The organism is Streptomyces sp. NPDC059373, from assembly GCF_042751495.1.
Taxonomy (GTDB): Bacteria; Actinomycetota; Actinomycetes; order Streptomycetales; family Streptomycetaceae; genus Actinacidiphila.
Genome location: NZ_JBHYXC010000011.1, coordinates 83747 through 104247, shown reverse-complemented (window position 1 = coordinate 104247; position 20501 = coordinate 83747). Strand labels below are relative to the sequence as shown.

Sequence of the window (20501 nt, the reverse complement as noted above, 5' to 3'; positions counted from 1 at the left end):
GAACGTCCGAGTTGAGGCTGCGCCGCGCAAGGATCACGCTGGGGGAGTGGACACCGACAGCGGGGACGAGGACGACCGCGAGATGGTGGCGTGGGCCTTCGACCAGGCCTCGGTCTCCATGTCCATCTTCGACACCCAGCAGCGCTACCTGCGGCTGAACGACACGGCCTGCCGGGTGATGGGCGTCGAGGAGTCGACGCTGCAGGGGCGGTACTTCCCGGACACCGTGGAGAACGCGGAGCACAGCCGCGGCTTCCTGGCGCATCTGCGCGAGGTGGCGCAGTCCGGGCGCCCCGTGCACTACGAGAGCCACACCCGCGCCCCGTCGGGGACCCGGGAACACGCCTGGAACACCGAGATGTGGCCGGTCCGGGACCCCTCGGGGCAGGTACGTGCCGTGGCGCTGGCGGCCTTCGACAGCAGCGAGCAGCACTGGGCACGGCAGCGGATGGCGCTGCTGAACGAGGCCGCCGCCACCATCGGCACCACGCTCGACGTGACGCGCACCGCCCAGGAACTCGCCGGGATGGTGGTACCCAGGTTCGCCGATTTCGCCAGCGTGGACCTGCTGGAGTCGGTGGTGCTCGGGGACGAACCCACCCCCGGCCCGGTCGATGGCGCGGTGGTGATGCGGAGGGTGACCCACCGCTCGCCGACCGAGGGCACCCCGGAGGCGGTCATCGGCCTGGGCGCGGCAGACACCTACCCGGTGTTCTCGCCGCCCGCCCGGGCGCTGCTGTCCGGCAGCCCGGTGCTGAGCGGCTCCGGGGACCCCGACTTCGACCGGTGGATCGCCGGGCACAGCGCCAGGGCGGCGAAGGCCCGAGGCGAGGACATCCGCTCCGTGCTGGCGGTGCCGCTGCGCGCCCGGGGCACGACGCTCGGCGTGGCGGTCTTCATCCGCATCCGGCGCGAGGAGCCCTTCGTCGCGGACGACGTGGCCCTCGCCGAGGAGCTGGTCAGCCGGGCCGCCGTCTGCGTCGACAACGCCCGCCGCTACACCCGCGAACGCGCCAACGCCCTCGCCCTCCAGGAGAGCCTGCTGCCGCGCGGTCTCCCCGGCCAGGCCGCCGTCGAGGCCGCCTCCCGCTACCTGCCGGCCGGCTCGCAGGCCGGCGTCGGCGGCGACTGGTTCGACGTCATCCCGCTCTCCGGCACCCGGGTGGCCCTCGTCGTCGGCGACGTGGTCGGCCACGGCATCCACGCCTCGGCCACCATGGGCCGGCTGTGTACGGCGGTCCGCACCCTCGCCGACGTCGACCTGCCGCCCGACGAGCTGCTGGCCCACCTCGACGACCTGGTCCTCCACCTCGCCAGCGGCGACGACAGCGCCGACACCAGCGGCGGCGAGATCGGCGCCACCTGCCTGTACGCGGTCTACGACCCGGTGTCCCGCCTGTGCACCCTCGCCAGCGCCGGTCATCCGCCGCCCGTCGTCCTGCCGCCCGACGGCACGGCGTACGTCGCCGAACTCTCCGCAGGGCCGCTGCTCGGCGTCGGCGGACTGCCCTTCGAGGCCACCGAGCTGGAACTGCCCGAAGGCAGCCTGATCGCCCTGTACACCGACGGCCTGATCGAGGCCCGCGACCGTGACCTGGACGCCGGCACGGAGGCCCTGCGCATCGCCCTGGCCACCCCGGCCGCCTCGCTGGAGGCCGCGTGCGACACCGTGCTGTCCGCCCTGCTCCCCGAACGCCCCACCGACGACGTCGCCCTGCTCATCGCCCGTACCCGGGCCCTGCACGCCGACCAGGTGGCGGCCTGGGACCTGCCCTCGGACCCGGCCGTGGTCAGCGAGGCCCGACGGCTGGCCGCCGAGCAGCTCACCGAATGGGGACTCGACGAGGCCGCCTTCGTCACCGAACTGGTCGTCAGCGAACTGGTCACCAACGCCATCCGCTACGGCGGCGTTCCCATCCAGCTCCGGCTGATCCGCGACCGCACCCTCAACTGCGAGGTCTCCGACGCCAGTTCCACCTCCCCGCACCTGCGCCGGGCCCGCATCTTCGACGAGGGCGGCCGCGGGCTGCTGCTGGTCGCGCAGCTCACGCAGCGCTGGGGGACCCGGCAGACCACGACCGGCAAGACCATCTGGACCGAGCAGGTGCTGACGTAAAGGGCCCCGGATGCCCCGGAGGCCCAGGATGCCCCGGGCTAGATGTCGCGGAAGGTCTCGATGCGCGCGCCGATCGAGTTGAGCCGGTCGGCCAGGTCCTCGTAACCGCGGTTGATCACATAGACGTTGCGCAGCACGCTGGTCCCCTCCGCCGCCAGCATCGCCAGCAGCACGACCACCGCGGGCCGCAGCGCGGGCGGGCACATCATCTCGGCGGAGCGCCACCGCGTCGGGCCCTCGACGAGCACCCGGTGCGGGTCCAGGAGCTTGACGTTGGCGCCGAGCCGGGTCAGCTCGGTGAGGTAGATCGCGCGGTTGTCGTAGACCCAGTCGTGGATGAGGGTCGAGCCCTGCGCCATGGCGGCGATGGCCGCGAAGAAGGGCACGTTGTCGATGTTGAGGCCCGGGAAGGGCATCGGGTGGATCTTGTCGATGGGGGAGCGGAGCTTCGACGGGCGTACGGTCAGGTCGATGAGCCTCGTACGGCCGTTGTCGGCCGGGTATTCGGCCGAGCGCTCGTGGTCGATGCCCATCTCCTCCAGGACCGCCAGCTCGATCTCCAGGAACTCGATCGGCACGCGCCGGATGGTCAGTTCGGACTCGGTGACCACGGCCGCCGCGACCAGGCTCATCGCCTCGACCGGGTCCTCGGAGGGTGCGTAGTCCACGTCGCGGTCGATGTGCGGCACGCCGTGCACGGTGAGGGTCGTGGTCCCGATGCCCTCGACCTTGACGCCGAGCTGCTCCAGGAAGAAGCACAGGTCCTGGACCATGTAGTTGGAGCTGGCATTGCGGATGACCGTGACCCCGTCGTTGCGGGCGGCGGCCAGCAGCGCGTTCTCGGTGACGGTGTCGCCGCGCTCGGTCAGCACGATCGGGCGGCTGGGCGAAGCGTCCCGGTGCACCTGGGCGTGGTACATGCCGGTGGTGGCGGTGACCTCGAGCCCGAAGTGCCGAAGCGCCGTCATATGCGGCTGCACGGTGCGCGTACCGAGGTCGCAGCCGCCCGCGTACGGGATCCGGAAGCGGTCGGTGCGGTGCATCAGCGGGCCCAGGAACATGATGACGCTGCGCGTGCGGCGCGCGGCCTCGGTGTCCATCGACTCCAGGTCGAGGCGGGCCGGCGGCACGATCTCCAGGTCGTTGCCGTCGTTGATCCAGCGGGCCCGGACGCCGATGCTGGCCAGCACCTCCAGGATCCGGTAGACCTCCTCGATCCGGGCGACGCGGCGCAGCGTCGTGCGCCCCGCGTTGAGCAGCGAGGCGCACAGCAGGGCCACGCAGGCGTTCTTGCTGGTCTTGACGTCGATGCTGCCGGACAGCCGGCGACCGCCGACGACGCGCAGATGCATCGGTCCGGCGTACCCGAGGGAGACGATTTCGCTGTCGAGCGCTTCGCCGATCCGGGCGATCATCTCAAGGCTGATGTTCTGGTTACCGCGTTCAATACGGTTCACCGCGCTCTGGCTGGTGCCCAGCGCCTCCGCGAGCTGTACCTGTGTCCAGCCCCGGTGCTGGCGCGCGTCACGGATGAGCTTGCCGATACGTGCGAGGTAGTCGTCTCCCATGGGGCGAGACTATCTCACATATGAGATGTCGGCTCCCGCAGGCCGCGCTCGAAGTCCAGCAGCTGACGCTTGCGGGCCAGCCCGCCGCCGTAGCCGGTGAGGCTGCCCGTCGAGCCCACCACCCGGTGGCAGGGCACGATGATGCCCACCGGGTTGCGGCCGTTGGCCAGACCCACGGCCCGAGAGGCGGTCGGCTGCCCGAGGCGGTCGGCCAGCTGTCCGTACGAGACCACCGAGCCGTACGGGATGCCCTGGAGGGCTTTCCAGACGCGCCGCTGGAACGGCGTGCCGTGCAACGCCAGCGGCAGGTCGAAGGCGGTCAGCTCGCCCGCGAAGTAGGCCGCCAACTGCTCGACGGCGGCGTCGAAACCGGCGGGGTCGCGCTCGCCGAAGCTCTCCTCCGGCGGGCGGTGCCGCTGCTCGGTCATGTAGAGCCCGGCCAGGACGCCGTCGTCGGCGACCAGGGTCAGCGGCCCGACCGGGCTGTCGGTCATGGTGTGCGTACGCATGTCAGGATCCGTTCGAAGGCAGGACGTTGATCGGGTGGTCGCCGGTCGCCCACAGGTACTGGACGGCGTACGCGCGCCACGGGCGCCACGCGGCGGAGTGCCTGACCAGCGCGCCCGGCGTGGCGGGCAGGCCCAGCGCGCGGGCGGCGTGCCGGACGCCGAGGTCGGTGGGCAGGAAGGCGTCGGGGTCGCCCAGTGCCCGCATGGCGACGGCCTCGACGGACCAGGGCCCGATGCCGGGGAGGGCGGCGAGCCGTTCGCGGGCCCGGTCCCAGTCGGCGCCGACGCCCAGGTCGACCTCGCCGGCCGCGAGCGCGGCGACCAGGCCGGTCAGCGTCGCCCGCCGGGTGCGCGGCATCGCCAGCGCGGCCGGGTCCAGCGCCGCCAGCGCCTCCGGCGAAGGGAACAGCCGGGTCAGCTCGCCCCCGTTCCCGGCCTCCGGGTCGGCCACCGGCTCGCCGTGCGCCTCCACCAGCCGCCCGGCCAGCGTGCGCGCCGCCGCCGTCGACACCTGCTGGCCCAGCACCACCCGGACCGCGAACTCCGCGCCGTCCACCGTGCGCGGCACCCGCCGGCCCGGGGCCTTGTCCACGTACGGCGCGAGCAGCGCGTCGCGCCGCAGCAGCTCGTCGACCGCCACCGGATCCGCGTCCAGGTCGAGCAGCCACCGGCAGCGGCTGATCGCCAGCGACAGGTCCCGCCAGTCCGTCAGCGACAGCCGGCACGCGATGTGGTCCGCGGCCGGGCGCAGGCTCACCACGCCGTGCCCGCGCGGCAGCCGCAGCGTGCGGCGGTAGGCGCCGTCGCGCCACTCCTCCACCCCCGGCACCCCGGTCGCCGCCAGATGCCCGAAGAGGTTGTCGGGGCACAGCGGTGCCCGGTACGGCAGCCGCAGCGACAGCGACCCGGCCGCCTGCTGGTCCGGGCGGGCCCGGGACCGCAGATCCGAGGGCGTGAGCGCGAAGACCTCCCGCACGGTGTCGTTGAAGGTACGGATGCTGGAGAACCCGGCGGCGAAGGCCACCTCCGCCATCGGCAGCCCGCTGGTCTCGATCAGCAGCCGCGCCGTCTGCGCCCGCTGCGCCCTGGCCAGCGCCAGCGGCCCGGCGCCCAGCTCCGCCAGCAACTGCCGCTCGATCTGCCGCGTGCTGTACCCCAGCCGCGCCGCCAGACCCGGCACCCCCTCCCGGTCCACCACCCCGTCGGCGACCAGCCGCATCGCCCGCGCCACCAGGTCCGCCCGCTCGTTCCACCGCGGCGACCCCGGGCTCGCGTCGGGCCGGCAGCGCTTGCAGGCCCGGAATCCGGCCTGCTGGGCGGCGGCCGCGCTCGGGTAGAAGGTCATGTTCTCGGGCTTCGGCGGCACCACCGGGCAGCCCGGGCGGCAGTAGATCCTCGTGGTCAGAACAGCCGTGAAGAACCACCCGTCGAAGCGGGAGTCCTTGGCCTGTACGGCACGTACGCAGCGCTCGAAGTCGGTGTACATGTCCTCCAGCATTCGCCCCGGGGGGCCGCTGAGGCTAGCGAGAATCCGACATCGAGGTGGGGCGGAGGTACGTGTCGGAAAATCGCCGGACGGGCCACCGCGCCGCCTGATGGACTGGCCTCATGACGACGACCCACGACCTCGAGGCCCGCGCCGAGCTCTTCCACTCCCTCCACGCCCCCGGCCACCCGCTGGTCCTGCCCAACGCCTGGGACGCCGCCAGCGCCCGTGTCATCGGGGAGGCCGGCGCCGCCGCCGTCGCGACCACCAGCTCCGGCGTCGCCTGGGCCCTGGGCGCCGCCGACGGCAACCACGCCGACCGCGACGAGGTCCTGCGGGCCCTCGCCCGTATCGTGGCGGCCGTCGACATCCCGGTCACCGCCGACATCGAGAGCGGTTACGGGGACGACCCCGACGGCGTCGCCGAGACCGTCCGGGGCGTGCTCGCCGCCGGAGCCGTCGGCATCAACATCGAGGACTCCCAGGGCCCCGCCCTCCGCGACACCGCCGAGCAGTCCGCCCGCATCGCCGCCGCCCGCGAGGCCGCCGACCAGGCCGGCGTGCCGCTCTTCATCCACGCCCGTACCGACACCTACCTGCGCGGCGCCGGCGGCCTGTCCGAAACCCTCGACCGCGCCGCCGCCTACCTCGCCGCCGGCGCCTCCGGCATCTTCGTCCCCGGCGTCACCGACCCCGCCCTCGTCGCCGACCTCGCCTCCGCCATCGACGCCCCCCTCGGCATCCTCACCGGCCCCGGCGCCCCGCCCGTCCCCGAGCTCGCCGCCGCCGGCCCCGCCCGCATCAGCGTCGGCGGCGCCCTCGCCGAGTCGGCGTACGCCCTGGTCCGGCGCGGCGCCCGAGAACTGCTGGAGCGGGGGACGTACGACTCCTTCGGCGAAGCCATCGCCTACGGCGAGTTCAACGCCCTGATGCGTGGCTGAGCTCCGGCTCAGAACTCCGACGTGTCCAGCTCCAGGTCGAACGGCGCCGGCAGCTGGACCGGCGTGCCGAAGGGGTGAGGGCCGTCCGCCCTGGTGTAGCCGAGTTCCCCGGGCTCGGCGTAGAGGGTGCAGGACCGTTCCTGGCGGTCGACCACGAGATACAGCGGCGCGCCGTACTCGGCGTAGCGGCGGAGTTTCACGATCCGGTCGGTGTCCCCGTTGGACTGCGAGGTGACCTCGACGACCAGCAGGGTCTGGTTCGGCAGCAGGGAACCGGCCGTGGAGCCGGCGGAGTGGTCCGGCGCGGCGCGGGCACAGGCCACGGCCCAGGGCATGACCTCGCAGCGGTGATGTACTAGAGTTATCTCGACATCGAGATATCTGCCGAGGCGTACCGCTGTCGCCCGGGGTAAGGGTTACCTAACTAAGCCCTACCTTAGCGGACCGGCCACGCGGCCGAAGCGGCAGCATGCGGTGGTACGCGCGAATTCATGCAATGAAGGAGACTGTCGTGTCGGCGAACAGCTTCGACGCCCGCAGCACGCTGCAGGTGGGCGACGAGTCGTACGAGATCTTCAAGCTGGACAAGGTCGAGGGCTCCGAGCGCCTCCCTTACAGCCTGAAGGTGCTGCTGGAGAACCTGCTCCGCACCGAGGACGGCGCGAACATCACCGCCGACCACATCCGGGCGATCGGCGGCTGGGACTCCCAGGCGCAGCCGAGCCAGGAGATCCAGTTCACGCCGGCCCGCGTGATCATGCAGGACTTCACGGGTGTGCCCTGTGTCGTGGACCTCGCCACCATGCGTGAGGCCGTCAAGGACCTGGGCGGCGACCCGTCGCGCATCAACCCGCTGGCCCCCGCCGAGCTGGTCATCGACCACTCGGTCATCGCCGACAAGTTCGGCACCAACGAGGCCTTCGCGCAGAACGTGGAGCTGGAGTACGGCCGCAACAAGGAGCGCTACCAGTTCCTGCGCTGGGGCCAGACCGCGTTCGACGAGTTCAAGGTCGTCCCGCCCGGCACCGGCATCGTCCACCAGGTCAACATCGAGCACCTGGCCCGCACCGTCATGGTCCGGGGCGGCCAGGCGTACCCCGACACCCTCGTCGGCACCGACTCGCACACCACCATGGTCAACGGCCTGGGTGTGCTGGGCTGGGGCGTCGGCGGCATCGAGGCGGAGTCCGCTCTGCTCGGCCAGCCGGTGTCGATGCTGATCCCGCGCGTGGTCGGCTTCAAGCTGACCGGCGAGCTGCCGACCGGCACCACGGCGACCGACCTGGTCCTCACGATCACCGAGATGCTGCGCAAGCACGGCGTCGTCGGCAAGTTCGTCGAGTTCTACGGTGAGGGCGTCTCCGCGACCTCGCTCGCCAACCGCGCCACCATCGGCAACATGTCGCCGGAGTTCGGCTCGACCGCCGCGATCTTCCCGATCGACGCCGAGACGATCAAGTACCTGAAGCTCACCGGCCGCCCGGCGCAGCAGCTCGCGCTCGTCGAGGCGTACGCCAAGGAGCAGGGCCTGTGGCTGGACCCGGCCGCCGAGCCGGACTTCTCGGAGAAGCTGGAGCTCGACCTCTCCACGGTCGTCCCCTCCATCGCCGGCCCGAAGCGCCCGCAGGACCGTATCGTCCTGGCCAACGCCGCCGAGAAGTTCAAGCAGGACGTACGCAACTACGTCGAGGACGACGACGAGGCGGGCAAGGAGTCCTTCCCGGCCTCCGACGCCCCGGCTTCCACCAACGGCGTGCCGACCCGCCCGACCCTGGTCACGGCCCCCGACGGGTCGACGTACGAGATCGACCACGGCGCCGTCACCGTCGCCGCGATCACCTCCTGCACCAACACCTCGAACCCGTACGTCATGGTGGCGGCCGCGCTCGTCGCCAAGAAGGCGGTCGAGAAGGGCCTGACCCGCAAGCCGTGGGTCAAGACCACTCTGGCCCCGGGTTCGAAGGTCGTCACCGACTACTTCGACAAGGCGGGCCTGACCCCGTACCTCGACAAGGTCGGCTTCAACCTGGTCGGTTACGGCTGCACCACCTGCATCGGCAACTCCGGCCCGCTGCCGGAGGAGGTCTCCAAGGCCGTCAACGAGCACGACCTCGCGGTCGCCGCGGTCCTGTCCGGCAACCGCAACTTCGAGGGCCGGATCAACCCCGACGTCAAGATGAACTACCTGGCGTCGCCGCCGCTGGTCGTCGCGTACGCCCTCGCGGGCTCGATGAAGGTGGACATCACCAAGGACGCGCTGGGCACCGACCAGGACGGCAAGCCGGTCTACCTCCAGGACATCTGGCCGACCGAGGCCGAGGTCAACGACGTCGTGGCCAACGCCATCGGCGAGGACATGTTCAACAAGTCCTACCAGGACGTCTTCGCGGGCGACGCGCAGTGGCAGTCGCTGCCGATCCCGACCGGCGACACCTTCGAGTGGGACGCGCAGTCCACCTACGTCCGCAAGCCCCCCTACTTCGACGGCATGGCGCTGGAGCCGTCCCCGGTCACCGACATCTCCGGTGCCCGCGTGCTGGCCAAGCTGGGCGACTCGGTCACCACCGACCACATCTCCCCGGCCGGCGCCATCAAGGCCGACACCCCGGCCGGCAAGTACCTCACCGAGCACGGCGTCGAGCGGCGCGACTTCAACTCGTACGGCTCCCGCCGTGGCAACCACGAGGTAATGATCCGCGGCACCTTCGCCAACATCCGGCTGCGCAACCAGGTCGCGCCGGGCACCGAGGGCGGCTACACCCGCGACTTCACCGTCGAGGGCGGCCCGGTCTCCTTCATCTACGACGCCTCGAAGAACTACCAGGCGGCCGGCATCCCGCTGGTCATCCTGGCCGGCAAGGAGTACGGCTCCGGCTCGTCCCGCGACTGGGCGGCCAAGGGCACCTCGCTGCTGGGCGTCAAGGCCGTCATCGCCGAGTCGTACGAGCGCATCCACCGCTCGAACCTCATCGGCATGGGCGTCCTGCCCCTGCAGTTCCCCGAGGGCGCGTCTGCCGAGACCCTGGGCCTGACCGGCGAGGAGACCTTCTCCTTCACCGGTGTCACCGCCCTGAACGACGGCGGCATCCCCGAGACCGTCAAGGTCAAGGCCGGCGATGTCGAGTTCGACGCCAAGGTGCGCATCGACACCCCCGGTGAGGCGGACTACTACCGCAACGGCGGCATCCTGCAGTACGTGCTGCGCTCGCTGATCCGCAAGTAAACGCCTCGGCAGCGCCGACCGGGCCCGCACCCTCACCGGGGTGCGGGCCCGCTCCCGTTTCGGGGAGGTCTCAACTAGGGAAAGCTGTCCGCCAAACGTGTGTATGACCTTGCCCACATCACAGAGAGTGGACTATACCTTTCTGCGTCCGGGCGGGGGGAGCGGCGGGTGTGTGGCCCGCTCACATCAGTCTTCCCTTACCGCTTGGTCCTGGAGAAGGCGAGGACTTGAGTATGGGATCCGACATCAACCGCCGCGATCTGATCAAGCGAGCCATGGCCGTCGGCCTGGTGGCAGCCCCTTCCGCAGCGCTGCTGAGCGCGTGCGCCACCTCGGGCGGGAGCAGCGGCAACTCCACCGCCCCGGCGGGGAAGACGTCCGCCACGAACCCCCTGGGGGTGAAGAAGGGCGTCGCACTGGAGGCGTTCATCTTCAAGGGCGGCTTCGGCGACGACTACGTCAAGAACGCGGAGAAGGACTACAAGGCCACCTACGGCGTCACCGTCAAGCACACCGGCACCCAGTCGCTCGGCCCCAAGCTGCAGCCCCGCTTCGCCGGTGGCACCCCGCCGGACGTCATGGACAACTCCGGCGCCGACAACCTCGACACCGCGTCCCTCGCCTCGCAGGGCCAGCTCGCCGACCTCACCCCGCTGCTGGACGCGGCGACCATCGACGACCCGGCGAAGAAGGTCCGCGACATCCTCGTCGCCGGCACCATCGAGCAGGGCCAGTACGGCACCAGCGCGGTCTACGCCCTCAACTACGCCTTCACCGTGTACGGCACCTGGTACAGCCAGAAGCTGCTCGCCGACAAGGGCTGGGCCTACCCCGAGACCTTCGACGACATGATCAAGCTGGCCGCCACGATCAAGGCGGCGGGCATCGCCCCCTTCACGTACCCGGGCAAATACCCGTACTACGTGCACTTCGACCTCTTCGCGCAGATCGCCAAGGTCGGCGGCAAGGAAGCCATCAACGCCATCGACAACCTGGAGGACGGCGCCTGGCAGACCGACGCGGTCAAGCAGGTGGTCGCGTACTACGAGGAGCTGGCCGCCAAGGGCTACTTCCTCAAGGGCTCCGAGGGCATGACCCACATCCAGGCGCAGACCGCCTGGACCAAGGGCAAGGCCGCCTTCATCCCCAACGGCTCCTGGGTGGAGAACGAGGCCGCCCCCACCATGCCGGCCGACTTCAAGCTGGGCGTCGGCGCCACCATCGGCACCGGAAGCAGCGACAAGCTCCCCTTCGGTACGGTCCGCGCGGCCGCCGGTGAGCCCTTCATCGTCGCCAAGGAGGGCAAGAACCCCGAGGGGGGCATGGAGCTGCTGCGCATCATGCTCAGCAAGAAGAACGCCCAGGCCTTCACCAAGTCGCTGAAGTCCCTGACCTGCTACGCCGGCGCCGAGGAGGGGCTGACCCTGACCCCGGGCCTGACCTCGGCGAGTGCCGCGCTGAAGGCGGCCGGCTCCAATGTGGTGAATCCCCGGCTGGCGGACTGGTATCCGACGCTGAGCAACGAAACGATCGGCGGAGCGACCGGGCAGCTGCTGACCGGCAAGATCACGTCCGCCGAGTGGATCAAGCGTGCGCAGAAGGGCGCCGACGCCACCAAGAAGGACTCGTCGATCAAGAAGTTCAAGCACTCCTGACGGGACAGCGCGATGCGGCACGGCAAGTACCGGTTCATCATCGGGTTCCTGGCAGCTCCACTGGCGATGTACGCCGTCTTCGTGATCTCGCCGTTCATCCAGGCGTTCCAGATCTCGATGACGGACTGGAGCGGCCTCACTCCCGACATGAACTTCATCGGTCTGGAGAACTACGACAAGCTGGTGCACAACGACCTGTTCTGGCAGGCGCTCTGGCACAACGTCATCATTCTCCTGGTGGTGCCGGTCGTGACGCTGGGCCTGGGCCTGTTCTTCGCCTTCATGCTCAATGTGGGCGGCCGCCGCAGAAAGGGCGCGGCGGCCGTCACGGGCGTCAGGGGCGCGGGCCTGTACAAGGTCGTCTACTTCTTCCCGCAGGTGCTGTCGATCACGATCGTCGCCGTCCTGTGGCAGCAGATCTACAACCCCGACCCGGACGACGGCCTCCTCAACTCCCTCCTGGGAGCCGTCGGACTCGGCTCGCTCCAGCAGTCCTGGCTCGGCGATCCGAACCTGGCGCTCATCTGCATCATGGCCGTCATGGTGTGGTGCAGCGTCGGCTTCTACGTGGTGCTCTTCTCGGCCGGCATGTCCTCCATCCCGAGCGACATCTACGAGGCCGCGCTGCTGGACGGCGCGACCCGGGGCGCGACCTTCTTCCGGATCACGCTCCCCCTGCTGTGGGACACGGTCCAGACCGGCTGGGTGTACATGGGCATCATCTGCATGGACGCCTTCGCGTACGTCCAGATCATGTCCGTGCAGAACGGCGGCCCCGACAACGCCACCCAGGTGGTGCCGCTGCTGCTGTGGAAGACAGCGTTCCGGGAAAGCAGCCAATACGGCCTCGCGGCTGCGATGGGTATCGCGATGCTGATCGTCACGATGGTGTTCGCCGTCCTCACGCTGCGGTTCTCGCGGCGCGAGCGGGTCGAGTTCTAGGGAGCCTGCGATGACGACGGACACCGTACGGGTGGAGAAGGCGGACGCCGGGCAGCGGCAGGCGACGCGTACGAAGCGGCGCTGGCGCTCCAGCGAGGGCGGCGTGCTGAACGTCTTCTCGCACGGCTTCCTGGTCCTCTGGGCGCTGATGGTGGGCGTGCCGCTGCTGTGGGCGGTGTGGAGCTCCTTCAAGACCGACTCGCAGATCCTCGGCTCGCCGTGGTCGCTGCCGACCCACCTGCACTTCGAGAACTGGGCGCGCGCCTGGACCAAGGCCAACATCGGGCAGTACTTCCTCAACACCTTCGTGGTGGTCGGCTTCTCGACCGTCGGCACGATGGTCCTCGGCTCGATGGCGGCCTACGTGCTGGCCCGCTTCGAGTTCCCCGGCAACCGTTTCGTCTACTTCCTCTTCGTCGGCGGCATGGCGTTCCCGGTGATCATGGTGCTGGTGCCGCTGTTCTTCGTCCTGAAGAACATGCAGCTGCTCAACACGGTCCCGGGGCTGGTGCTGGTCTACATCGCCTACTCGCTCCCCTTCACCGTCTTCTTCATGACGGCCTTCTTCAGAACCCTGCCGACCTCGGTGGCCGAGGCGGCGCTGATCGACGGGGCCTCGCACAGCCGGGCCTTCTTCCAGGTGATGCTGCCGATGGCCAAGCCGGGCCTGATCAGCGTCGGGATCTTCAACATCCTGGGCCAGTGGAACCAGTACCTGCTGCCGCTGGTGCTGAACCAGGGCGAGACCAAGCAGTGGGTCCTCACCCAGGGCCTGGCCGACCTCGCGGTGCAGCAGGGGTACAAGGGCGACTGGTCCGGACTCTTCGCCGGACTGTCGATCGCGATGCTTCCGGTACTCGTGGTCTACGCAGTGTTCCAGAGGCAGGTGCAGGCCGGTCTGACCGCCGGCGCCCTCAAGTAATAACCGTACGTACACCTGTCCGGCGGCCCTGTGACACCACGGGGCCGCCTGCGCGTTTTCGGCCGATTCCGATAACGGTGTGGTTCTGCCCCTTGACGGAACACAAGCCCAAACGCTCAGCTTAGGGTTCACATGTTGTAGACGACGGGGTCTCATCGGTGCGACTCCGCCGCCATGTACCGGCAGGAGTGGTTGGTCGTGGAGACTCCGGGATCGCAGTCGTCGCTGCACCGGGCCAATCTGGAGAGGGTGGTCCGGGCCGTACGGCTGGCCGGTTCGCTCACCCAGGCGGAGATCGCCCGGAGTACCGGACTGTCGGCGGCCACGGTCTCCAACATCGTTCGTGAGCTGCGGGACAACGGAACGGTCGAGGTCACACCGACCTCCTCCGGTGGCCGCCGGGCCCGCAGTGTGGCGCTGTCCGGTGACGCCGGGATCGTGGTGGGGGTTGATTTCGGCCACTCGCATCTGCGGGTCGCGGTCGGCAATCTGGCCCACCAGGTGCTGGCCGAGCAGTCCGAGCCGATCGACGTGGACGCCTCGGCCTCACAAGGCTTTGACCGGGCGGAAGAGCTCGTCGGCCAGCTGATCGAGGCCACCGGCGTCGGACCCGGCAAGGTGCTGGGCGTCGGCCTCGGCGTCCCCGGCCCTATCGACGTGGAGACCGGCGCCCTCGGGTCGACAGCGATCCTGCCGGGCTGGAGCGGCATCAACCCGCGCCAGGAGCTCGCGGAACGCCTGCGGATGCCGGTCCAGGTGGACAACGACGCCAATCTCGGGGCCCTGGGCGAGCTGGTCTGGGGCGGCGGCCGGGGGGTCAAGGACCTGGCGTACATCAAGGTCGCCAGCGGTGTCGGCGCGGGGCTGGTGATAGACGGCCGGATCTACCGCGGCCCCGGCGGCACGGCCGGCGAGATCGGCCACATCACCCTGGACGAGGCCGGTCCGGTCTGCCGTTGCGGCAACCGGGGCTGCCTGGAGACCTTCACCGCCGCCCGCTACGTGCTGGAGTTGCTGCGCGGCAGTCACGGCCCCGATCTCACCATGCCTCGCATGGTTCAGCTGGCCCGCGACGGCGATCCGGGCTGCCGCCGGGTCATCGCCGACGTCGGCCGGCACATCGGCATGGGTGTCGCCAGCCTCTGCAATCTGCTCAACCCCAGCCGCATCGTCCTCGGTGGCGACCTCGCGGAGGCCGGTGAGCTGGTGCTTTCGCCGATCCGGGAGTCCGTGGCGCGTTACGCCATCCCCAGCGCCGCCCGCCAACTCTCGATCGTCCCGGGCTCCCTGGGGGCCCGGGCGGAGGTGCTCGGCGCGCTCGCATTGGCCCTGAGCGAGGTGGGCGATTCACACCTTTTGGATGGTACTGTCCCCGCAGTCGCCCCGGCATTCACAGGGTGACGCTGCGTTCATCTAGATAACGAAACGCACCGTTGCCATCTCGTTAAGGATTTACTTCTTGACGACAAAGCTGCGGCCGAGTTGACTCACGTTCACCTCGGCCGCAGCGTTGCGGCCCTGTCAGGGAGGCAACCCCAGATGAACGCAATGATGCGTCGCGTTGTGATCGGCACCGCCGCGGTTTCGATGGCCCTTTCGGTGGCCGCCTGCGGCAAGGCCGGCAGCAGCTCGGACAACAGCAGCAGCAGCTCGAACAAGAGCATCGGCCTGCTGCTTCCCGACAGCGTCACGGCCCGGTACGAGAAGTTCGACAAGCCGTACTTCGAGGCCAAGGTCGCGGCCCTCTGCTCCGACTGCACGGTCCAGTACGCGAATGCCGGCGCCGATGCGGCCAAGCAGGCCCAGCAGGTCAGCACCATGATCACCAAGGGCGTCAAGGTCATCGTGATCAGCGCCCAGGACTCTGCCGCGATCAAGTCCTCCATCCAGTCCGCGGTCAACAAGGGCATCAAGGTCGTCGCGTACGACCGCCTCGCCCAGGGCCCGGTCTCCGCGTACGTCTCCTTCGACAACGTCAAGGTCGGCGAGCTCCAGGGTCAGGCCCTGCTCACCGCGCTGGGCTCCAAGGCCACCACGAAGTCGAAGATCGTCATGATCGACGGTGACAGCGCCGACCCGAACGCCGCGCAGTTCAAGGCAGGCGCCCACAAGGCCCTCGACGGCAAGGTCAACATCGCCTACGAGCAGTCCGGCCTGTGGAAGGACACCATCGCGGCCCAGAAGATGTCGGCCGCCATCACCCAGCTCGGCGCCAAGAACATCGCGGGCGTCTACTCCGCCAACGACGGCATGGCCGGCGGTATCGCCACCGCCCTCAAGGGCGCCGGCATCAGCGGCATCCCGCTGACCGGCCAGGACGCGGAGCTCGCGGGTATCCAGCGGATCGTCGCCGGCACCCAGTCCAGCACCGTCTACAAGGCCTACAAGCCGGAGGCCGACACGGCTGCCGAGCTCGCGGTCAACCTGCTCAACGGCAAGAGCAACTCGTCGCTGACCACCACGACTCTGACCAGCGGCTCCGGCGACAAGGTCCCCTCTGCGCTGCTGACCCCGGTGTCGGTCACCAAGGCCAACATCGCGGACACGGTGGTCAAGGACAAGCTCTGGACCGTCCCCGAGATCTGCACCGCCGCCTACGCCAAGGCCTGCGCGGCCGCCGGTCTGAAGTAACTGCCGCCCTGCGGCACGCAAAGCCTGTCCGGCGCCCGCCCCACCTCCACACCCCGCTGCGGGGCGGGCGTCCGGACAGACCCCTTGCAAACGCAGTAGACGTAGCCGTTGCCAATGGGCACCGGCCACGCGCATGTTCGTCTTGTAAACCTGTGCCTTGCGCACAACCCTCCGCGCCTGTTCTCAAGCGCGGCATCCCCGCCGGTCAGGCGGCGAAGGAGATGGTTCACGTGTCCGCTACGCCCGTGCTGGCGTTGCGCGGAGTCTCCAAGCGATTCGGTGCGGTGCAGGCGCTCACCGATGTCGAACTGGAGGTCCACGCCGGAGAAGTAGTCGCCCTGGTCGGCGACAACGGCGCCGGAAAGTCCACCCTGGTCAAGACGATCGCCGGGGTGCACCCCATCGATGAGGGAGTCATCGAGTGGGAGGGCCGGCCGGTCAGCATCAACAAGCCGCATGACGCCAAGGGACTCGGCGTCGCCACCGTCTACCAGGACCTCGCCCTGTGCGACAACCTCGACGTGGTCGGCAACCTCTACCTCGGACGCGAGCTGCTTCACCGCGGCGTCATCGACGAGGTGACCATGGAGAAGAACTCCCGCGAGCTGCTGAGCACGCTCTCCATCCGCATCCCGAGCGTACGCATCCCGATCGCCAGCCTCTCCGGTGGCCAGCGTCAGGTCGTCGCCATCGCCCGTGCCCTGATCGGTGACCCCAAGGTCGTCATTCTCGACGAGCCCACCGCCGCCCTCGGCGTCGAGCAGACCGCCCAGGTCCTCGACCTGGTCGAGCGGCTGCGTGAGCGCGACCTCGGCGTCATCCTCATCAGCCACAACATGGCCGACGTCAAGGCGGTCGCCGACACCGTCCACGTGCTGCGCCTGGGCAAGAACAACGGCTCCTTCCCGGTGAAGGACACCAGCCACGAAGAGATCATCGCCGCGATCACCGGTGCCACGGACAACGCCGTGACCCGTCGTGCGGGGCGTCGCACCACGGAGGCGTCAAAGTGAGCGACACGTCCAAGACCGTGAAGCCGGACCCGGCGCTGGAGAACCAGAACACCGTGGCCCCGGCCGACGACCCCACGGCAGCGCCGGTGTCCGTCGTCGACCCGCGACTGCTGATCCGCGAAGAGGGCCTGAAGGGCTACTTCACCGAGTTCAAGCGCAAGGTGAAGGGCGGCGAGCTGGGCTCGCTGCCGGTCTTCGTCGGCCTGATCGTCATCTGGACCATCTTCCAGACCCAGAACTCCCGGTTCCTCAGCGCGGACAACCTCTCCAACATCAGCTACTTCCTGTCGGCCACCGGCATGCTCGCCATCGGCCTGGTGTTCGTGCTGCTGCTCGGTGAGATCGACCTGTCGGTCGGCTCCCTCAGCGGACTGGCGTCCGCCCTCTTCGCCGTCTTCGTGGTCAACCACGGCGTGAACGCCTGGCTGGCCCTGATCGTCACCATCGTGATCGGTGCCCTGATCGGCGCGTTGCAGGGCTGGTTCTTCGCCAGAATCGGCGTACCGGCCTTCGTCGTCACCCTGGCGGGCTTCCTCGGCTGGAACGGCCTGATGCTGTGGCTGCTCGGCTCGAACGGGACGATCAACGTCCCGGACGCGGGCCCGTCGCACCTGCTGAGCCAGAACTCCTTCTTCCTGGACCAGGCCGTCATCGGCGCCTATCTGCTGGCCGGCCTCGGTGTCCTGTCCATGCTCGTGGGCTCGCTCATGGACCAGCGCCGCCGGCGCGCGGCCGGTGTGCCCTTCCGGCCCACCAGCGAGATCGCCCTGCGGGTCGGCGCGCTCGCCGTGGCGGCCTTCGTCTCGGCGTACGTGCTGAACCAGGCCGCCGGTGTGACCAACTCCCTGGTGATCTTCCTCGCGGCGCTGGTGATCGTGGACTTCGTGCTGCGGCGTACCACGTACGGCCGTAAGGTCTTCGCGGTCGGCGGTGGCATCGAGGCCGCCCGCAGGGCCGGTATCAACGTGCCCATGGTCCGTATCACCGTGTTCGCCATCTCCGGTGGCTTCGCGGCGATCGGCGGCATGTTCTTCGCCGGGCAGACCCAGACCGCGACCCTGAACGCCGGTGGCGGCAACACCCTGATGCTGGCCATCGCGGCCGCCGTCATCGGTGGCACCAGCCTCTTCGGCGGCCGGGGCAACGTCTGGTCCGCCCTGCTGGGCATGCTGGTCATCCAGTCCATCCAGACCGGCCTGGACCTGCTCAACATGAACACGTCCATCCAGTACATGATCACCGGCGCGGTGCTCCTCGGCGCCGTGGTCATCGACTCGGTGTCGCGCAAGAGCCAGAAGGCCTCCGGACGGGCGTGACCACCCGGGTGTAACACGCCAGCGGTAGCGCCATGTGCCCGGCACCAGGATGATCGTTCCCGGTGCCGGGCACAGGTGTGTGCGGGGGCCGAAAGGCCACCACATAGACTCGGCAATTCGGGAAACCGGTAAGCGACAGCAAGAAGGAGGCACGGGTGGCGCTGCTGACCCGCATCAAGGGACCGCGCGACCTCGACCGGCTCAGCCAGGAGCAGCTGGTGGAGCTGGCGGGCGAGATCCGTACCTTCCTCGTCGACGCGGTCTCCAAGACCGGTGGCCACCTGGGCCCCAACCTCGGCGTGGTCGAGCTCACCATCGCCATGCACCGGGTCTTCGACTCGCCACAGGACAAGGTGCTCTTCGACACAGGGCACCAGAGCTATGTGCACAAGCTGCTCACCGGCCGTCAGGACTTCTCCCGGCTCAAGGGCAAGGGCGGTCTGTCCGGCTATCCCTCCCGCGCCGAGTCCGAGCACGACGTCATCGAGAACAGCCACGCCTCCACCGTCCTCGGCTGGGCCGACGGCCTCGCCAAGGCCAACCAGCTGCTCGGCAGGCGCGACCACGTCGTCGCCGTCATCGGTGACGGAGCCCTCACCGGCGGCATGGCCTGGGAGGCGCTCAACAACATCGCCGCCGCCAAGGACCGCCCGCTCGTCATCGTCGTCAACGACAACGAGCGCTCGTACGCGCCCACCATCGGCGGCCTCGCCGACCACCTGGCCACGCTGCGCACCACCGACGGCTACGAGCAGTTCCTCACCCGTACGAAGGACCTGCTGGAGCGCACCCCGCTCATCGGTAAGCCGCTGTACGAGACGCTGCACGGCGCCAAGAAGGGCCTGAAGGACTTCATCGCCCCCCAGGGCATGTTCGAGGACCTCGGCCTGAAGTACGTCGGCCCGATCGACGGCCACGACATCGAGGCCCTGGAGTCCGCGCTCACCCGGGCCAAGCGCTTCGGCGGCCCGGTGATAGTGCACTGCCTCACCGAGAAGGGCCGCGGCTACAGCCCGGCCGAGCAGGACGAGGCCGACCGCTTCCACGGCATCGGCCCGATCCACCCCGACACCGGTCTGCCGATCTCGGCCGGCGGCGCCGACTGGACCTCGGTCTTCGGCGAGGAGATGGTCAAGCTCGGCAAGGAGCGCAAGGACATCGTGGCGATCACCGCCGCGATGCTCCAGCCGGTCGGCCTGGACAAGTTCGCCAAGGCCTTCCCGAACCGGGTCTACGACGTCGGCATCGCCGAGCAGCACGCCGCCACCTCGGCGGCCGGCCTGGCCACCGGCGGGCTGCACCCGGTCGTCGCGGTCTACGCGACCTTCCTGAACCGCGCCTTCGACCAGGTCCTGATGGACGTCGCCCTGCACAAGTGCGGCGTGACCTTCGTCCTGGACCGGGCCGGCGTCACCGGCACCGACGGCGCCTCGCACAACGGCATGTGGGACATGTCGATCCTCCAGGTCGTCCCCGGCCTGCGGATCGCCGCCCCGCGCGACGCCGACCAGGTACGGGCCCAGCTCCGCGAGGCCGTCCAGGTCGACGACGCCCCCACCGTGGTCCGCTACTCCAAGGGCGCGGTCGGCCCGGCCGTCAAGGCGGTCGGCACGGTCGGCGGCATGGACGTACTGCGCGAGGCCGGCGCCGAGCGGCCCGACGTGCTGCTGGTCTCGGTCGGCGCGCTGGCGCCCATGTGCCTGGAGATCGCCGGCCTGCTGGATGCCCAGGGCATCACCACCACCGTCGTCGACCCCCGCTGGGTCAAGCCGGTCGACGAGGCACTGCCGGGTCTGGCCGCCCGCCACCGGGTGGTCGTCACCGTCGAGGACAACGGCCGCGCCGGCGGCGTCGGCTCCGCGATCTCGCAGGCGCTGCGCGACGCGGGCGTGGACGTCCCCCTGCGCGACTTCGGCATCCCGCAGCAGTTCCTCGACCACGCCTCCCGCAAGGAGGTCATGGCCGAGATCGGGCTGACCGCCCCGGACATCGCCCGGCAGGTCACCGGCCTCGTCTCCCGGCTGGACGGCCGGTACGAGGACGAGCCCGCGCAGGTGGCGGGGGAGTAACACTCTGCTACAGGGCCGGGGGGGTGAACGTTTAAGGGGGTTCAACCCCCCCCACGGCCCGCGGGTGGGGGGGCGCCGGCCGGGGGGACCAAAAAACAGAGTGGGGTTTT

The 20501-nt window shown here is 69.7% G+C and carries 14 protein-coding genes and 1 pseudogene; 11 read left to right on the top strand and 4 right to left on the bottom strand.

Annotated elements, in window-relative coordinates; translation table 11 throughout:
* Nucleotides 1-82: 82 nt before the first annotated feature.
* A complete protein-coding gene (locus ACFXJ5_RS17820) occupies nucleotides 83-2116 on the top strand; it encodes a SpoIIE family protein phosphatase (RefSeq protein ID WP_384631554.1) in 2034 nt (677 codons plus the stop codon).
* A 38-nt stretch (nucleotides 2117-2154) separates the two neighbouring features.
* Here ACFXJ5_RS17820 and ACFXJ5_RS17815 read toward each other — a convergent pair whose 3' ends face one another.
* From ACFXJ5_RS17815 to ACFXJ5_RS17805, 3 genes are read right to left on the bottom strand one after another with little or no spacing between them, the layout of a single operon-like run.
* On the bottom strand, nucleotides 2155-3684 hold the full coding sequence (locus tag ACFXJ5_RS17815; protein ID WP_384631380.1) for a UDP-N-acetylglucosamine 1-carboxyvinyltransferase: 1530 nt from the start codon (nucleotides 3682-3684) through the stop codon (nucleotides 2155-2157).
* A 14-nt stretch (nucleotides 3685-3698) separates the two neighbouring features.
* Complete coding sequence (locus tag ACFXJ5_RS17810) at nucleotides 3699-4193, bottom strand: methylated-DNA--[protein]-cysteine S-methyltransferase (RefSeq protein ID WP_384631378.1); 495 nt, start codon at nucleotides 4191-4193, stop codon at nucleotides 3699-3701.
* A gap of 1 nt (nucleotide 4194) precedes the next feature.
* Nucleotides 4195-5679, bottom strand: a complete 1485-nt coding sequence (locus tag ACFXJ5_RS17805) for a DNA-3-methyladenine glycosylase 2 family protein (RefSeq protein WP_384631376.1) — start codon at nucleotides 5677-5679, stop codon at nucleotides 4195-4197.
* A gap of 122 nt (nucleotides 5680-5801) precedes the next feature.
* Here ACFXJ5_RS17805 and ACFXJ5_RS17800 point away from each other — a divergent pair, with 122 nt between their 5' ends.
* Nucleotides 5802-6620, top strand: coding sequence for an isocitrate lyase/phosphoenolpyruvate mutase family protein (locus ACFXJ5_RS17800; protein ID WP_384631374.1), 819 nt, complete (start codon nucleotides 5802-5804; stop codon nucleotides 6618-6620).
* Nucleotides 6621-6628: 8 nt separating this feature from the next.
* On the opposite strand, the pseudogene ACFXJ5_RS17795 reads toward ACFXJ5_RS17800, so the two are convergent.
* A pseudogene (locus ACFXJ5_RS17795) lies at nucleotides 6629-6949 on the bottom strand (Uma2 family endonuclease); the annotation flags it as partial.
* A gap of 182 nt (nucleotides 6950-7131) precedes the next feature.
* On the opposite strand from ACFXJ5_RS17795, the gene acnA reads away from it, so the two are divergent.
* The 9 genes from acnA to dxs all read left to right on the top strand — a co-directional run bounded on the left by acnA (nucleotide 7132) and on the right by dxs (nucleotide 20391).
* A complete protein-coding gene (acnA, locus tag ACFXJ5_RS17790) occupies nucleotides 7132-9843 on the top strand; it encodes an aconitate hydratase AcnA (RefSeq protein WP_384631372.1) in 2712 nt (903 codons plus the stop codon).
* Between the two features lie 233 nt (nucleotides 9844-10076).
* On the top strand, nucleotides 10077-11498 hold the full coding sequence (gene ngcE, locus ACFXJ5_RS17785) for an N-acetylglucosamine/diacetylchitobiose ABC transporter substrate-binding protein (RefSeq protein ID WP_384631370.1): 1422 nt from the start codon (nucleotides 10077-10079) through the stop codon (nucleotides 11496-11498).
* Nucleotides 11499-11510: 12 nt separating this feature from the next.
* Entirely contained in the window at nucleotides 11511-12440 is a 930-nt protein-coding gene (locus ACFXJ5_RS17780) for a carbohydrate ABC transporter permease (protein WP_384631368.1), read from the top strand.
* 10 nt (nucleotides 12441-12450) lie between these two features.
* The gene (locus ACFXJ5_RS17775; RefSeq protein ID WP_384631366.1) at nucleotides 12451-13362 is read left to right on the top strand and encodes a carbohydrate ABC transporter permease; all 912 of its coding nucleotides are present in this window, start codon (nucleotides 12451-12453) and stop codon (nucleotides 13360-13362) included.
* A gap of 198 nt (nucleotides 13363-13560) precedes the next feature.
* On the top strand, nucleotides 13561-14763 hold the full coding sequence (locus ACFXJ5_RS17770; protein WP_384631364.1) for an ROK family protein: 1203 nt from the start codon (nucleotides 13561-13563) through the stop codon (nucleotides 14761-14763).
* 138 nt (nucleotides 14764-14901) lie between these two features.
* A complete protein-coding gene (locus ACFXJ5_RS17765) occupies nucleotides 14902-15993 on the top strand; it encodes a sugar ABC transporter substrate-binding protein (RefSeq protein ID WP_384631363.1) in 1092 nt (363 codons plus the stop codon).
* 221 nt (nucleotides 15994-16214) lie between these two features.
* On the top strand, nucleotides 16215-17006 hold the full coding sequence (locus ACFXJ5_RS17760; RefSeq protein ID WP_384631361.1) for an ATP-binding cassette domain-containing protein: 792 nt from the start codon (nucleotides 16215-16217) through the stop codon (nucleotides 17004-17006).
* Nucleotides 17003-18322, top strand: coding sequence for a sugar ABC transporter permease (locus ACFXJ5_RS17755; RefSeq protein WP_384631359.1), 1320 nt, complete (start codon nucleotides 17003-17005; stop codon nucleotides 18320-18322). Before ACFXJ5_RS17760 ends, ACFXJ5_RS17755 begins: the two co-directional genes overlap by 4 nt.
* 155 nt (nucleotides 18323-18477) lie before the next feature.
* Nucleotides 18478-20391: a 1-deoxy-D-xylulose-5-phosphate synthase gene (gene dxs / locus ACFXJ5_RS17750; RefSeq protein WP_384631357.1), complete on the top strand. Its 1914-nt coding sequence runs from the start codon at nucleotides 18478-18480 to the stop codon at nucleotides 20389-20391.
* The last annotated feature ends 110 nt before the right edge of the window (nucleotides 20392-20501 follow it).